The following is a 14,930-nucleotide window of genomic DNA, read 5'->3' as shown; positions in this document are numbered from 1 at the left end:
ACGAAGATCAGAGTTAGTTTGTCCTTGCTCAATATCTCACTTTATTAGGTGACCAGTTAACCAATGATTGGTCGACTAGCCGGCGACTTGCTGTTCCAGCTGGTATTTCACTTCATCTGCAAGGTTGAGTTGCTTGGCTAATTCTTTCAAGTAAGCCTTTTCCATGAAGTTCTGCTCGTCGGCCACAATCAAAGAGGCCAAGTAGATTTCGCTGGCTTGTTGCGGTGAGCTTGCGAGTTGAGCGATTTCGCTTGGGTCGAGAGGTTTGTGCAGCTCTTCAGACACTAACTTAGTCAGCTGATAATCCGCGCCCATGTTTTCGACGGCTTGTTCAATTTTAGCCATCTCTTGCTCATCGACATGACCGTCCGCTTTAGAAGCCGCAATCATAGAGCGTAGAATAAGTAGATTATGACAAGCATCTTGCTCGTCAAATGTGGCTTGCGGAGATGAGTCCGGAGTGCCTTGTTTGGCTTGGTAATCGTTATATACCTTATATGCCAATGCACCAAGCGCAGCTGCTCCACCAATACCTACGGCCTTCTTGCCAATCTTCTTGGTTTTCTTTGAGCCCATGAGAGCTCCTAGCAACCCGCCACCAACGGCTCCTGCACCTAATGCACCAAGTGTACTTTTGCTGCTGTCTTTACTGCCTTGTGTAAGACCGCTTAGGCCAGATGAGCTTTGTGAGAGTTTCTGAGTGCCTTGTTTAACAAGGTCTGACTTAAGTGCTTGGTTAAGTAGGCTTTTAAGATCCATCGATACCTCCAATGGTAAACGCGTCTAATGAGTTGATGAATCTAATATATGTATTTAAAGATGAACCGGGGATTAACTTACGTTATTTACTTTATCGAGAAATGAGAGAGCGAGTGAAGGTGAGTTGGGGAAATAAAAAAGGCCGCCAGATGGCAGCCTTCTATTATTTGCTTTGCAAGCTCATGTACTTTGCAGAGTTTGCTTATTTAGCAAATTGAGAAGTAACGTGTTCAACGATTGAATCGATAGCAACAGCTTCTTTAGTACCAGCACGACGGTTCTTGTACTCGAAGTTACCTTCTTTCATTGAGCGGTCGCCGATCACGATAGTGTGAGGGATACCAATTAGCTCGATGTCAGAGAACATTACGCCCGGACGCTCTTTACGGTCATCGAATAGTACTTCGATACCCATAGCTGTTAGTTCAGCGTATAGCTTCTCAGCCGCTTCCTTAACTTCTTCAGACTTGTGCATGTTCATAGGAACGATAGCAACTTGGAAAGGTGCTAGTGCGTCTGGCCAGATGATGCCGTATTTGTCGTGGTTCTGCTCGATTGCAGAGGCAACAACACGTGATACACCGATACCGTAACAACCCATCTCTAGGATAACGTTCTTACCGTCAGGACCAAGCACGCCACAGTTCATCGCTTGTGAGTAAACGTTACCTAGTTGGAAGATATGACCAACTTCGATACCACGTTTAAGCTGAAGTGTACCTTTACCACATGGGCTTAGGTCGCCTTCGATTACGTTACGTAGGTCTTCTACTTGAGCAAGCTCAACGTCACGACCCCAGTTGATACCGAAGTAGTGCTTACCGTCTACGTTTGCACCTGCGCCAAAGTCGCTCATTACAGCAACAGAGCGATCAACGATGAATGGTAGCTCTAGGCCTACAGGACCAAGTGAGCCTGGGCCAGCGCCAACGAGTGCACGAATTTCTTCTTCAGAAGCCATCTCTAGTGGAGAAGCAACTTGTGGAAGATTTTCCGCTTTCACTTCGTTCAGTTCGTGGTCGCCACGGATGATTAGAGCAATGATGTCTGCATCTACTTCATCAGAAGCTTTAACGAATAGAGTCTTAACAGTTTTCTCGATTGCTAGACCGTGTTGCTCTACCAATTCTGCGATAGTTTTCGCGTTTGGAGTATCAACCAATTCCATCTCTTGAGTTGGTGCTGCAGCTTCTTCAGTTGGAGCTAGTGCTTCAGCTTTCTCGATGTTTGCTGCGTAATCAGATTCTGTAGAGAATGCGATTAGGTCTTCGCCGCTTTCCGCTAGTACGTGGAACTCTTGAGAACCACTACCACCGATAGCGCCTGAGTCTGCTAGTACTGGACGGTACTCAAGACCCATGCGGTCGAATGCATTACAGTAAGCATCGTGCATCGCTTGGTAAGACTTTTCTAGGCCTTCTTTGTCGATGTCGAAGCTGTACGCATCCATCATAGAGAATTCACGAGCACGCATAACACCGAAACGTGGACGACGCTCATCACGGAACTTAGTTTGAATCTGGTACAAGTTCAGTGGTAGCTGTTTGTACGAGTTTACTTCGTTACGAACAAGGCTAGTGATTACTTCTTCAGCTGTTGGGCTAAGAACAAACGGACGAGAATGACGGTCAGTAAAGCGCAGTAGTTCTGGGCCCATTTTTTCACTACGACCAGTCTCTTCCCATAGCTCAAACGGCTGCACTACGGGCATTAAAGTCTCAACTGCACCTGCATTATCGATCTCTTGGCGAACGATGTTTTCGACTTTACGCAGTACACGCAGACCGGTAGGTAGCCAAGTGTATAAACCTGAAGCTAGCTTACGGATCATACCTGCACGTAGCATCAGCTGGTGGCTGATAACTTCTGCGTCGTTTGGAGTCTCTTTCAGAGTAGAAAGAAGATAGTTACTGGTACGCATTCTATGGTATCCGTTTCATCATTAATAAAAGTAAATTTACTGCCGCTATAGGCAGCAGCAAATCCGATATAGCCGCATATAGTATCAGCCTATTTGGGATCTCAAAAGCGTTCGATGTCAGTTACATTGATGAAAAACGCCTCAATAACGAATTTCACGTTAAGATCGAACAAATTTACCGCATATTCCTTGTTGTCTGGCTTGCCTTTCTTATAGGCAGGTCGAGGATCTTGGCCTAATACCTCTTTGATCACTTGAATAATATGGCGTGCCTCTGGGTGCTGTGCCAGTTTGCTTTGTGCCTGTTGTGAAAAGTTAACCTCTAACACCTCTGGCTCTTCGGCTGCAAACCCTCCCTGTGCATCCGGAATGGAATCGGAGTAGGGGATGTAAGGCTTGATGTCGATAATTGGTGTCCCGTCGACTAAATCGACACTGCCAAGGTCTAGCCAAGTTTGCCCTTTATCTTGAGATACGCCTTTTAACTCCACCGCTGACATGCCAATCCCGTTGGGTCTGAATGTGGCACGAGATGCAAAAACCCCAATGCGTTCATTACCACCCAGTCGAGGTGGCCTCACTGTCGGCTTCCAGCCCGCCTCAAGGTTTTTGTCGAATAGAAATAGGAGCCACACATGGCTGAATTGCTCGATGTGGCGAACCGACTCTAGACAGTTTGCCGCGTCAACAAGCCTTACTCTAGAGGTTGATGTCGGCACCAACCTAGGCTGCCTTGGTACCGCGAACTTCTCTTTATAGGGAGATTCTATAAAGCCAATAGGTTCAATGGAGTACATGGGGGGACGTTCTCTAATTACGATCTATGGCCGGAAAATATCACAAAATAACTTGTTTTTCTTTTGATAATAATTATCATTTGCAATGTTATAACATATCAAATAATAATTTAGGGGAAACAAATGAAACCAAATATCCATCCTGATTACCGCACTGTGGTTTTTCATGATACCAGTGTTGATGAATACTTCTTGATAGGTTCAACCTTGAAAACAGACCGTACTATCGAATGGGAAGATGGCAATACTTACCCTTACTTCACTATTGAAGTGTCTTCAAAGTCTCATCCTTTCTATACAGGTAAGCAACGAGTGATTCATAAAGAAGGTCGCGTGGCGAACTTTACTCGCCGCTTTGGTCAATTGGGTAAGGGAGCTAAATAGATGAAGGTTGTAAAATCACTTAAAAGTGCAAAGAGCCGTCACCCTGATTGTCAAATCGTTAAGCGTAGAGGGCGCCTATATGTAATTTGCAAAACCAACCCAAGGTTCAAAGCGGTTCAAAAATAAGCAGTCAATTGGATGTGACACACCTGTAAAAAACGAGGGGAAAGTCAAACTTTATTCATTTAACGGTTTTTCTTTTCCTTCATATGCTAGTTGATTAAATACCGAGTGGTTATTTATCGTACGCTGAACTTTATTTTTAAACTAATCAAGAGGTTATATCGTAAGTCATATTAATAGTGAATGTATGATTGTGAATTATAAATCTGATTTTTGTGTTTATTATGGTTTAATTTGCTAATTAATTGTTCAAATAGAGTTAAACATCGTCGCTTGTTACACATTTTGTAACATTTTGAATTTCTAATTGATAATTTTGTCGCGTACCCTTCGCCTGCAATTTGAACATTTTTGTCACAATTGCATAGGAATCACTACAAGGAGGGAACTGATGAGTTCATCAGCTTCAATAAAAAACAACTCGCCAAAGAAACCTATTTTTACCCGTTTTCTCGATGGTGTTGAGTATTTGGGGAATCTATTACCCCACCCGATCACTCTTTTCGCAATCTTCTGTGTCGCAATCTTAGTGACTTCTGGTATCGCAGGGTACTTTGAAGTGTCTGTTATGGACCCTCGTCCAGAAGGTGCTCCAGGTCGTGCTGCTGACGGCATGATCCACGTTGTAAGCTTACTTAATGCTGAAGGCTTACAGCTTATCGTAACTAATTTAGTTAAAAACTTTGTTGGCTTTGCGCCATTAGGTACCGTGCTTGTTGCAATGCTAGGTGTAGCGATTGCTGAGCACTCAGGTCTACTATCTGCTGCGATGCGTGGCATGGTAATGGGCGCGTCTAAGCGCATGGTTACAGTAACTGTGGTATTCGCAGGTATCATTTCTAACACAGCTTCTGAGCTTGGTTACGTGGTACTAATTCCACTTGCAGCAATGCTTTTCCACTCTTTAGGTCGTCACCCTCTTGCTGGTCTAGCGGCAGCATTCGCTGGTGTATCTGGTGGTTACTCTGCAAACCTTCTAATCGGTACGGTTGATCCACTGCTTTCTGGTATTACAGAAACAGCAGCACAGATGATCGACCCGACTTACACAGTTGGTCCAGAATCAAACTGGTACTTCATGTTTGTTTCTACTTTCTTCATCGCAATTACGGGTGCATTCGTAACTGAGAAGATTGTTGAACCAAAACTGGGTAAATACAACGACGAAGAAGCGTCTGAAGATTTATCAAACGATACAATGGGCAAGCTAACAGACGTTGAGAAGAAAGGTCTTAAGCTAGCAGGTATCGCAGTTCTAGCAGTATCAGCTCTTCTTGCTTGGACAATTGTTCCTGAAGACGGTGTTCTACGTTCTGCAGCTGGCACGGTAGCAGGTTCTCCGTTCCTTAAGAGTATCGTAGCGTTCATCTTCGTATTCTTCGCAGTTCCTGGTTTCGTTTACGGTAAAGTTACCGGCACAATGAAAACTGACCGCGATGTTATCGATGCAATGTCTAAGTCTATGTCTTCTATGGGCATGTACATCGTACTTGTATTCTTCGCTGCTCAGTTTGTTGCTTTCTTCAAGTGGACTAACTTCGGTCAAGTATTCGCAGTAGCGGGCGCAAGCTTCCTACAAGACATCGGCCTAACAGGTCCAATGTTGTTCTTCGCATTCATCCTAATGTGTGGCTTCATTAACCTGATGATTGGTTCAGCTTCTGCTCAGTGGGCAGTAACAGCACCTATCTTTGTTCCAATGCTAATGCTTGTTGGTTACGCACCAGAAACAATTCAAGCGGCTTACCGTATCGGTGATTCAACAACGAACATCATTACTCCAATGATGAGCTACTTCGGTCTTATCCTTGCTGTAGCAACGCGTTACATGAAGAACCTAGGTATTGGTACTCTGATTGCAACTATGCTTCCATACTCGATTGTATTCATCGTTGGTTGGAGCTTAATGTTCTACGTGTGGGTATTCGTATTTGGTCTGCCAGTTGGCCCAGGTGCAGCAACGTACTACACGCCATAGAATCTAATCATTGTTTTATGATTACATCGAAAGCCTGCACAGTGTGCGGGCTTTTTCTTTATTGGAAGATAGGGATCACAAGCCTGCAAAACGGTAGGTTAAACCAATCTCCAGTGACCACCCTATATCCCTTTGGATGAGAGGGCTTTTTGAATCATGGTGAGTCAATTCCATCTTGCCAATACCAATCCAGCGTGGTGTAAATTCATAGAGGCCAATGAGCCCTGCTTGATAAACAAAGGTAGACTCCGCATCAAACTGAACTAGCCCTGATACAGAGGATTCGCTGCTTGAAATGCCGTAGAGGTGATTAGAGAGTTTTTTGTCACGATAATCGACTTCGAGGTAGGGGGTAATGGTTAATGGCTTTGCCCATGTTTCTAACGTACTGCCTAGATGTAGCTGAACTTCGTAGCCATTATGCTCTGAGGTTACGTCGTGTAAGTAGGTGAGTCTAGCGCCTACTGTCCCCAGAGTTATCCCGAGTTCGCCATTGCCATCTCTGTCTTGAATGCCATTGCCATCTCTGTCTTGAATGCCATTGGGTAGGTCAACGAAGGTATCTGATACTTCAGCGAACCGCCAGTTTCCAGATAGTCCGACAAAAGGCAGCAGTTGCCAGTTTGCTAAGCTGCCATCAATAAAGCCTTTAGAGCCAGAATAAAAGAGGTTGGATGTCGCACCAAGTTGCGGGGTACTCTTAGTAGAAAAAACACTTTCGCCGTAAGTGAGGCTGCCGCCAACGATGCCATATTCTTGATTGGCGAAGGACAGTTGAGTGCTTCCTAAAGTGATGGATAGTGCTAAAGCAATGCGACGAACCATAATCAATACTCCGTTATTGTAATAAATATCAAGAACGGAGTAGGTCGATTAAAATTTCACAGAGCTCTTTGTTGCCTCAATGAGACGTTCCCAGATCTCTCTGGAGAAGAAGGGAGGGTTAGCGCTTTGCTAGTAGGCGATCAAGGTGGTTAGCAAACTCACGACGGTCGGTTTGAGATAGTGAACTTGGGCCACCTGTTTGGATGCCACTTGAGCGCATGGTTTCCATAAAGTCGCGAATATTCAGGCGCGCTTTAATGGTCTCTTTGGTGTAAAGCTCCCCACGAGAACTCAGCGCGAGTGCGCCTTTAGTGATCACTTCGTCAGCAAGAGGAATATCTGAAGTAATCACTAGGTCGCCTTTCTCTGTACGTTTTACTATTTCATTGTCGGCGATATCGAATCCGCTTGGTACTTGAATAGAGTGAATGTTGTTACGCTTCGGTACTGGGACAACGTGATTCGCGATGAAGGTGCATTCAACACCGGTTCGCTCAGCTGCGCGTACGATGGTTTCTCGGATAACCTTAGGACAAGCGTCCGCATCAACCCATATCTTCATAGTGTTCTATTTCTCTGTTAGCTAATCTGTTGATTTATTTTTGTTAACTTACGTCTCGGCTAACTTACTGCTCAGCTAATTTGGCTTCAAGCGTGGCGACGCGAGCGGTAAGTTCAATAATTTGTTTTTCTAGTTGGCCAATACGATCGACCTCTGGTTCTTGTTGTGCAGCCACTTCTACCTTGGGAACGCGGTTCGCGTTTTTCCAGCTTTTAATGGTCGTGATTAACGCAGGCATGGGAACCGATGTACTCATACGAGCTTTTACTAACGCAACTGTTGGCTCTTTGCCTTGTGCTTGCAGTCCTTCAAGCACTGATTTCAACTCTTCAGAAACATCTTTTGTCAGCATGTTGACCTCCATTTTTAGTCTTTGGTCATTTTACTCGCTCCGGTGACCGATAGCGAATCATAAAACTGCCTATAGCGTGTGAGAGATCTCTTACAAACGCTGTGAGATAACGCGAATACTTCTCTAGAGAAATTGATATGCATATAGTTAAAGTGTTGAATTTTAATTGTTTTATATAATTAACAACTTGGTTGAATTCAAAATGTGATGCAAATCTATTGTCCGAAATCCTAAATCGCGTAAATTAAACCTTGTCGGAAGGATTCTGACACGGAACAGGAAAGCACCAAGGAATTGGTTATCTTCAGGATGAAGATTTGGTTACTTAGGATTGAGTGATCAAGCATGGAGCGCAAGGACATTGTAGGGACACAGTCAGTTAACAGGAAGTTAGCTGCAATGGAATGACAATGGACACCTTTAGGATAAAGGGTTGGATTAGCATCAGGATGATGTAAAGGACACCGCTCACGGAACAAGTGATGTGCGCTAACTAGGATTGTTAGCTTTCAGGATGATTGGACACCGCTAGGACGGCGAAGTAAAGGAAAGAGCTGAAGGATTACAGCCACTATTATGGATGATGCATGGAGCATTAATTAGTAGCCGGACTGCTGCGAGTAAGACCCTAGCCCTGACACTTCGGTGTCGGGGCTTTTCTTTATCTGGACATTTCACCCATCTAGAGGCTCTTTATTTAGGAGCAATACATCTGCTTTTCTGCTAACGGTCAACACAAGGAGTGTTTTATGACGATAGCAACCTCAAGAACGCTGTTAGTACCTTATACCGAACAGCTACAGCATGACTTCATTAAGCTCAATTGCTGCCCGATTAATCGAGCAGAGATGAATGGGCCGCATTCTATCGCTTCTGCGAAGCAACTATTTCAAGAGATACTGCAAGACAATGTCGGCTTTTGCCGCGCCATTATCCATAACCAAACCCGTGAATATCTTGGGCATGTATTTATCTCATCAGAAGAAGGTAAGCACGAGTTAGGTTTTATCTTGGATAAAGAGTATTGGAATCAAGGTTTTGCTAGTGAGGTACTGAAACCTTTCTTTAATTTGGTGTGCTTTGAAGAGCGTTTGACCAATGTTTTCGCGACCGTTAATGTCGGTCATAATCCATCGATTAAGCTTTTAGAAAAACTCGGCTTTGTATTTAAAGAGACCAAACAAGATCAGTTTGGCCCCTATCATGAATATCGATACACCGCTTATTGCGACGTTACATTCTATGAGGCTGTAGCTCAAACCGCATAGAACGGAAACCTACCATGGTCAGTTTCCCTTTGTAACAGTCATCCCCTAACGCTGAAAACTCAAATTGGTAAATGGTGTGCCAGCGCCAAATGGTCGTGAGTTCATGGCGCATCTTCAGTTTATGACCACTAAAAGCAACACTTAACAGCTGCAAGTCGAGCTCTTTACACTTTCTCGCAATGGCAGCTTTCGCAAGCTCAGATTGCCTGCGCTGCTGCCAAAACAGAAAGCAAAAGAAGCACAGAAACAAAATAGCCAATAAGTTATCTATCATTTAATCCATACTTCCTTTTACTTTTTCTTCCTATTTAACCCTAGCTTTAAGCAGTTTTATTAATGCTTATCAGCGAGTTGCTAAAGTATTACTGAGATTTAGTAGCTTGTTGTAACTCGATCAGTGCATTCGCCAATTCTGGAGATGGGTTTGAGTTCAGCAATGGTAAAAATACCATTCTCAGAGCTGGAATCATCACTAGATCAGCAAATAGCTGGTTGAATAGGTTTTGATTGCCAGTTTGTGCGAGGCGCAACAAGAATTGCTCAGCAATTGCTGGGTCTTGTAGAGCGTGCCAGCTTCGGCCTGCTAAGCCAATCAGGACTTCTTGATGACTTAAGCGTGGGCTCGCCAGAACTTGGTTAATCACTGCATTGGTGATGCTTGGCTCTGCACCTGATAGGGCACGCACCAGTGCAGACAACAAGAACAGGTCCGGTTCGCTGCTGTTGATCTCGTTCTCGGCCATCTCTTGTAAGCGTTGAGCCAGCTTGTCATTAATTTGTGTGTGCTCAAGTGCGCCTAATGTCGCGTAAAGTGGCTCAGAAGGAAGCTTATTGAAGGATTTACGAATCGCGACACCGTTTTGTTGGCTGCCGAGACGGGCACACATATCAGTGATGCCTTGAAGGCCAACAGTCTGCCAATTGTCCCAACCTAACTCGCCGGTGAAGTAGTGTTGAGCATGTTCATAGTATTGGCTGGTCGCAAGATCTAATTCTGCTCTTACTTGGCTATGGAATACCGCCATTTTGTCTTCAGAAGGCTTGAAGGTGTATGGGTTGTTCGACAGCTTCTCTTGTTGCTCTTCGCTGATCTCACCGCTTAAGCGTGTGCCCATCGCTTCTAATACGAACTTCAAAAAGTTACCTACATCGGCTTGGTTAAGTAGACCTCTTTCATCCAGTTTGAATTTTAAGAACCAGATCCATGGCTGCTTCTGTTCATTCCAGTAGCTGATCGCTAAGTGAGCTTGTTTCTGAAGTGGAAATGGGTACGGCTGTTTCCCTTGCTCAACATCTGAGAATAAGGTGTTGTCGATTTTCTGGATACGACGACCGAGATCGTAGATATCGTATTGGCAACCGCTATTCTTCAATAACTGAGTGAGCGTGTGAATGGTTTCCATAGTAATAAGCTCCTAACTTTCTTTCCTCAATAGATGGTACTCTATGCCCCAATTTCAAGGTCACTAGATAAATAACTTGGTGAAAAATGACAGCTGCCACAAAGTTACCTCCATTACTTCAACAATTAGAACAACAAATGCGCCAATGCTCTCTGTGGAGTAGCGTTGCACCGTCGGATGAAGCTCTGGCAAGCGTTGAACCTTTTGCTATCGATTCACTTCAACCCGAAGAGTGGCTACAGTGGATCTTCATCGTAAAGATCAATGCGATGATTGACGCGAAAATGCCTTTACCTAAAGGGTTTGCTATTCATCCATATTTTGGTGAAGTATGGAAAAACGAGGCGGACAAAGCTGAGCTACTAGTGACGATTCAAAGCATTGATGAGGTATGCGCCTAATGTTAGAGATCATTTATCAAGATGAGTACTTTGTCGCGGTAAATAAGCCTGCAGGAATGCTGGTGCACCGCTCATGGCTAGATAAACATGAGACTCAGTTTGTGATGCAGACTCTGCGTGACCAAATTGGTCAACACGTGTTCCCATTGCACCGTTTAGATAGGCCGACTTCTGGCGTATTGGTGTTCGCACTCTCAAGTGAAGTGGCTTCTGATGTGATGCCGATGTTCGCTAACCATGAGATGCAAAAGACTTATCATGCAATTGTTCGTGGTTGGATAGAAGAAGGCGATACGCTTGATTACCCACTTAAAGTCGAGCTAGACAAGATTGCGGATAAGTTTGCAAAAGAGGACAAAGAAGCACAAGAGGCCGTGACGGCTTATGAACCGTTAGCAAAAGTGGAAGTACCCTATTCGACAGGGCGTTTTCCAACGAGCCGTTACTGCTTAGTTGAGATGTTGCCGAAGACGGGCCGTAAACATCAGTTGCGCCGTCATATGGCCCACCTAAGACACCCAATTGTTGGCGATACTTCTCATGGTGATGGTAAGCATAACCGCCTATTCCGTGAAAACTTGGATTCACACCGTTTGTTATTGCACGCTTCAGAGTTGCGCTTTATTCACCCTTTCACTAAAGAAGAATTAGTGATGAAGGCAAGCCTTGATGAAACTTGGCTACAGTTATTTGAAGCCTTTGATTGGGATACAAATTTAGTCGATGCGCAAACACGGTCGTCTAAATAATAGTTAGATAAAACAAAGGGCTGATAGTGATATCAGCCCTTTTTGTTGTCTGTATAACCTGAGTCGATCAACCAACGATAGTCATTAATTGCCTAGCATCGGGATCATTTTAGTTTTTCTAGATCCGCTTCGATCTCAGCGATCTTACTAGACACAACCTTCTCTAAATGGCGTAGGTCGGTCAGGATCTTCTGTTTTACATCCGTCTCAGTGGTTGGCGTAGGTTTGGTGATTTTATTAAGCTCATCAATCACAAGCGTGAGGTTGCGGTTAATCTCAGTCACTTCTTTGTATTGATTATTGCCACCGCTAACAAGCACACTTTTTACTTGTCGTGGGTACTTAAACTTAACGCTTTTCGCGAACAGCTCGCCTTTCTGCTTACGAAAATAAATCTTCAGGATATCTTTGTGTGCTTCTTGGCGAAGGGAGTAACGTTCAATCTGTTTAGGCTCGTGGATACCTAAGCCAGTGAGGTTTGGATACATAAGCGACCTCTAGTTTATGAATGTAATACTTTTATGTAATTGACTTAATCAATGTAGCAGCCTAACGACGAGCTAGATAGTTGATATCTGTGAATTGATTGTAAGTTGTGGGCAAGATCGCTCTCTATCTTTGCCCACACTTATTTGGTTATTCAACCAGCGAGTTGTACTCCATTCGAGTTCTAAGGCGCAAGCTCCGAAACATGCTCTGTTAGCCTCTCTCTGAGCGCCTGTTCTTGCTCTTCAGAAAGTCGTCCACCTGTGTCACTGGTCAGAATAAACAGATCCTCTGCACGTTCGCCAATGGTAGTAATTTTAGCGCCATGCAGATTAATACCCAGCTCTGCGAAGGTCGCCCCAACTTGTGCCAGTAGCCCTGGAGTATCGAGTGCTCTTAGTTCCATCAAGGTGCGTTTTTTACTCTTGGTTGGTAAGAACTCAACCAGAGTTTTTACCTTAAAGTGCTGTAGGTTACGCGGGGTGCGACGTGTCTTAATCTTCGTTGGACGGCCATCTGCCAAAACATGGGTCAGATGTTTTGCGACAGCTTTATGTCTTGCTTCGTCAATTGCCTTGCCATGTTGATCTAGCACGATAAAGGTATCCAGAACATGACCATCTTTGCTCGCCATAACCTGAGCGTCATGAACGTTGAAGTTACGTCTGTCGAGCTCGGCAACCACGGTGGCAAATAGTGCCGCTTGGTCTTTGCTGTAAACAAATACTTCTGTTCCGCCTCGTGTCGCTTTTTTGCTTATCAAAACTAAAGGCTGGCTTGGATCTTCTAGGCGTAGTAGATGTTCACAATGCCATGCAATCTGTTTGTGGGTATGACGTAAGAAGTAATCGGCTTTAAAGCGTTGCCACAACACTTCAATTTCACGAGCGGTGAAGCCTTCTTTGCGCAGTAGGGCGGATGCCATTTGTTGGTTGTGACGAATACGGTCTCGAACGTCGACCGGATTTTCTAGGCCGCGTCGCAGCGCACGCTGAGTTGAGTGGAATAACTCTGCGAGTAGGGTTCGTTTCCAACTGTTCCATAGCTCTGGGTTGGTTGCACAGATGTCGGCAACGGTTAAGCAAACCAGCAGCTCTAGTGATTCTTCGTCACGTACTTTCTTGGCGAATTCGGTTATCACTTCTGGATCGTAGATATCGCGACGTTGAGCGGTAACAGACATCAACAAGTGGTTTTGTACTAGCCACGCCACTTGCTTGGCTTCTGGTTTTGATAAGCCATGCTCAATACAGAAAGAGTACGCTTCGACCGCACCAATCTCTGAGTGATCACCGCCACGACCTTTGCCAATGTCGTGGAAGATAGCGGCTAGGATCAGCAGCTCTTTCTTCTGCACTCGAGGGTAGACTTCACAACAGATAGGGTGCTTGTCGTGGTTTTCAATTTGACCAAAGCGATTGATGTGTTTGAGCAGTCGAATACTGTGCTCATCTACGGTATAAACATGGAACAGGTCGAATTGCATCTGGCCGACGATCTGGCTCCACTGCGGTAGATACGCTGAAAGCACTCCCAATTTGTGCATCAAGCTAAATGCTTTGTGCAATGCATTGGGGTGGCGAACCAGAGTCATAAACTTCTCACGCGCTTCTGGGATAGTATGCAGGAAGCGGTTAAGCCTGCGACGTGCCGTACGCAGTTGTCGTAATGTTGGAGGGCTAACGCCTTCGATGGAAGAGTCATTGGCGATATGGATAAACATATCGAGAATGGTCTCCGGCCTTGCTTGGAATAGGGCAGGCTTGCGCGCTTCTATCAATGAACCTCGGCGTTGGAAGTCATTGTCGAGAATCTCAGCTTCTTCTGTCTCACCACCATTAATGATCGCTTGGTCGAATAGTTTGAGCAGCATTTTATTGAGCTCTGCTACTCGGCGAAGGGTTCGATAAAACTCCTTCATCATCATCTCGACACCGCGGTTGCCTTCGCCTGTGTAGCCAAGGTGTTCGGCGACTTGTGCTTGATGGGCAAACGTCAGGCGATTGTCGTAGCGGCGCAGCTCAATATGCAGTGCGAAGCGAACGCGCCATAAGAAGTCTTGGCATTCTACGAGCTCGCGATACTCGGCATCAGTAAGGAAGCCGTACTTGCTCATTTCAAGTAAAGAGGTCGCACCGAAGTGACGACGAGCTACCCAACTGAGCGTGTGGATGTCTCGTAGACCGCCTGGCGTAGACTTGATATCAGGTTCAAGGTTGTAAGTGGTATCGTGGTAGCGCGCATGACGCTCTCTCTGTTCTTGAATTTTTGCCTTGTAGAAGGTCTCACTTGGCCAAAAGGAATCGGAATGAATCTTCAGCTTAAGTTCTTGAAAGGTATCTTCACTGCCACACAATAAGCGCGACTCTTGTAGGTTGGTGGCGACGGTTAGATCATCGAAACCGATATCAATACACTCAGCAATGGTACGCACCGCGTGGCCAACTTCGAGCCTTAAATCCCACAGTAAGGTGATGAACTGACTGACTTTTTCACCAAGGGCTGGTGGCAATGTTTTTTGGGATACGATTAAGATATCAATGTCCGACAGCGGATGAAGTTCACCACGACCATAGCCACCCACAGCAACTAGCGAAATATGAGGTAGGTTGCTAAAACCGAAATGCTCCCATAAGCGTCTGAGTAACAAGTCCATGTATTCAGAGCGGAGCAATACCAAGTCCGTGACAGGATGATGGTTTAGAAATTCATTTTTTTGGTACTGCGTGAAGATCTCGAGCTGATTTTTTAATTCGCAGATTTCAATTTGTTCGTCATTGAACGTAAGAGGGCATTGATAAGGCATAGTCTGCTATCCGTGCAAGCAAATGAGAATATTAAACAATTTACCAGAAGCTGGTGGAAAATCGAAATTGAGCGGATAAAAAATATCCTCGACAATGCGAGGATATTTTTAAAGGT

16 protein-coding genes are annotated in these 14,930 nt (G+C 44.8%); 6 read left to right on the top strand and 10 right to left on the bottom strand.

What is annotated here, in order from left to right; all coding sequences use genetic code 11:
* Window positions 1–75: 75 nt before the first annotated feature.
* From OCV52_RS12180 to tsaA, 3 genes are all read right to left on the bottom strand, one after another.
* Window positions 76–759 (bottom strand): tellurite resistance TerB family protein, encoded by a 684-nt coding sequence (locus OCV52_RS12180; protein ID WP_137407913.1) that lies wholly within the window; start codon window positions 757–759, stop codon window positions 76–78.
* Between the two features lie 202 nt (window positions 760–961).
* Entirely contained in the window at window positions 962–2,680 is a 1,719-nt protein-coding gene (locus OCV52_RS12175; RefSeq protein ID WP_004738559.1) for a proline--tRNA ligase, read from the bottom strand.
* A 101-nt stretch (window positions 2,681–2,781) separates the two neighbouring features.
* A complete protein-coding gene (tsaA, locus tag OCV52_RS12170; RefSeq protein WP_137407912.1) occupies window positions 2,782–3,477 on the bottom strand; it encodes a tRNA (N6-threonylcarbamoyladenosine(37)-N6)-methyltransferase TrmO in 696 nt (231 codons plus the stop codon).
* A 123-nt stretch (window positions 3,478–3,600) separates the two neighbouring features.
* Here tsaA and OCV52_RS12165 point away from each other — a divergent pair, with 123 nt between their 5' ends.
* From OCV52_RS12165 to OCV52_RS12155, 3 genes are all read left to right on the top strand, one after another.
* Window positions 3,601–3,861, top strand: a complete 261-nt coding sequence (locus OCV52_RS12165) for a type B 50S ribosomal protein L31 (RefSeq protein ID WP_102425455.1) — start codon at window positions 3,601–3,603, stop codon at window positions 3,859–3,861.
* A complete protein-coding gene (gene ykgO, locus OCV52_RS12160; protein WP_005380299.1) occupies window positions 3,862–3,987 on the top strand; it encodes a type B 50S ribosomal protein L36 in 126 nt (41 codons plus the stop codon).
* A 388-nt stretch (window positions 3,988–4,375) separates the two neighbouring features.
* Complete coding sequence (locus OCV52_RS12155) at window positions 4,376–5,962, top strand: AbgT family transporter (protein ID WP_137407911.1); 1,587 nt, start codon at window positions 4,376–4,378, stop codon at window positions 5,960–5,962.
* A gap of 75 nt (window positions 5,963–6,037) precedes the next feature.
* Here the strand turns inward: OCV52_RS12155 and OCV52_RS12150 are convergent, their stop codons facing one another.
* The 3 genes from OCV52_RS12150 to OCV52_RS12140 all read right to left on the bottom strand — a co-directional run bounded on the left by OCV52_RS12150 (window position 6,038) and on the right by OCV52_RS12140 (window position 7,701).
* Window positions 6,038–6,787, bottom strand: coding sequence for a MipA/OmpV family protein (locus OCV52_RS12150; RefSeq protein ID WP_137407910.1), 750 nt, complete (start codon window positions 6,785–6,787; stop codon window positions 6,038–6,040).
* 118 nt (window positions 6,788–6,905) lie between these two features.
* Complete coding sequence (locus OCV52_RS12145; RefSeq protein ID WP_004738567.1) at window positions 6,906–7,349, bottom strand: YaiI/YqxD family protein; 444 nt, start codon at window positions 7,347–7,349, stop codon at window positions 6,906–6,908.
* A gap of 64 nt (window positions 7,350–7,413) precedes the next feature.
* Window positions 7,414–7,701, bottom strand: a complete 288-nt coding sequence (locus OCV52_RS12140; RefSeq protein ID WP_137407909.1) for a hypothetical protein — start codon at window positions 7,699–7,701, stop codon at window positions 7,414–7,416.
* 749 nt (window positions 7,702–8,450) lie between these two features.
* Between OCV52_RS12140 and OCV52_RS12135 the strand changes: the two genes are divergently transcribed.
* Complete coding sequence (locus tag OCV52_RS12135; RefSeq protein ID WP_004738571.1) at window positions 8,451–8,969, top strand: GNAT family N-acetyltransferase; 519 nt, start codon at window positions 8,451–8,453, stop codon at window positions 8,967–8,969.
* Here OCV52_RS12135 and OCV52_RS12130 read toward each other — a convergent pair.
* Window positions 8,935–9,243 (bottom strand): DUF3301 domain-containing protein, encoded by a 309-nt coding sequence (locus OCV52_RS12130; RefSeq protein WP_032498839.1) that lies wholly within the window; start codon window positions 9,241–9,243, stop codon window positions 8,935–8,937. The two genes, OCV52_RS12135 and OCV52_RS12130, sit on opposite strands and share 35 nt — an antisense overlap.
* 88 nt (window positions 9,244–9,331) lie before the next feature.
* Window positions 9,332–10,372 carry a DUF3549 family protein gene (locus OCV52_RS12125; protein WP_137407908.1) on the bottom strand — a complete coding sequence of 347 codons (1,041 nt, stop codon included), beginning with the start codon at window positions 10,370–10,372 and terminating at the stop codon, window positions 9,332–9,334.
* Between the two features lie 86 nt (window positions 10,373–10,458).
* Here OCV52_RS12125 and OCV52_RS12120 point away from each other — a divergent pair, with 86 nt between their 5' ends.
* Window positions 10,459–10,773: a YqcC family protein gene (locus tag OCV52_RS12120; RefSeq protein WP_137407907.1), complete on the top strand. Its 315-nt coding sequence runs from the start codon at window positions 10,459–10,461 to the stop codon at window positions 10,771–10,773.
* Window positions 10,773–11,522, top strand: a complete 750-nt coding sequence (gene truC, locus OCV52_RS12115) for a tRNA pseudouridine(65) synthase TruC (RefSeq protein WP_137407906.1) — start codon at window positions 10,773–10,775, stop codon at window positions 11,520–11,522. Before OCV52_RS12120 ends, truC begins: the two co-directional genes overlap by 1 nt.
* A 104-nt stretch (window positions 11,523–11,626) precedes the next feature.
* Here the strand turns inward: truC and OCV52_RS12110 are convergent, their stop codons facing one another.
* Both OCV52_RS12110 and glnD read right to left on the bottom strand, forming a co-directional pair.
* Window positions 11,627–12,010 (bottom strand): DUF3461 family protein, encoded by a 384-nt coding sequence (locus OCV52_RS12110; RefSeq protein WP_061032602.1) that lies wholly within the window; start codon window positions 12,008–12,010, stop codon window positions 11,627–11,629.
* 182 nt (window positions 12,011–12,192) lie between these two features.
* On the bottom strand, window positions 12,193–14,814 hold the full coding sequence (gene glnD / locus OCV52_RS12105) for a bifunctional uridylyltransferase/uridylyl-removing protein GlnD (RefSeq protein WP_137407905.1): 2,622 nt from the start codon (window positions 14,812–14,814) through the stop codon (window positions 12,193–12,195).
* Between the last annotated feature and the right edge of the window lie 116 nt (window positions 14,815–14,930).

The sequence above is a fragment of the Vibrio chagasii genome (assembly GCF_024347355.1).
GTDB classification, from domain to species: domain Bacteria; phylum Pseudomonadota; class Gammaproteobacteria; order Enterobacterales; family Vibrionaceae; genus Vibrio; species Vibrio chagasii.
The sequence above is the reverse complement of the archived record's forward strand: the minus strand, read 5'-3'. Positions and strand labels throughout refer to the sequence as shown.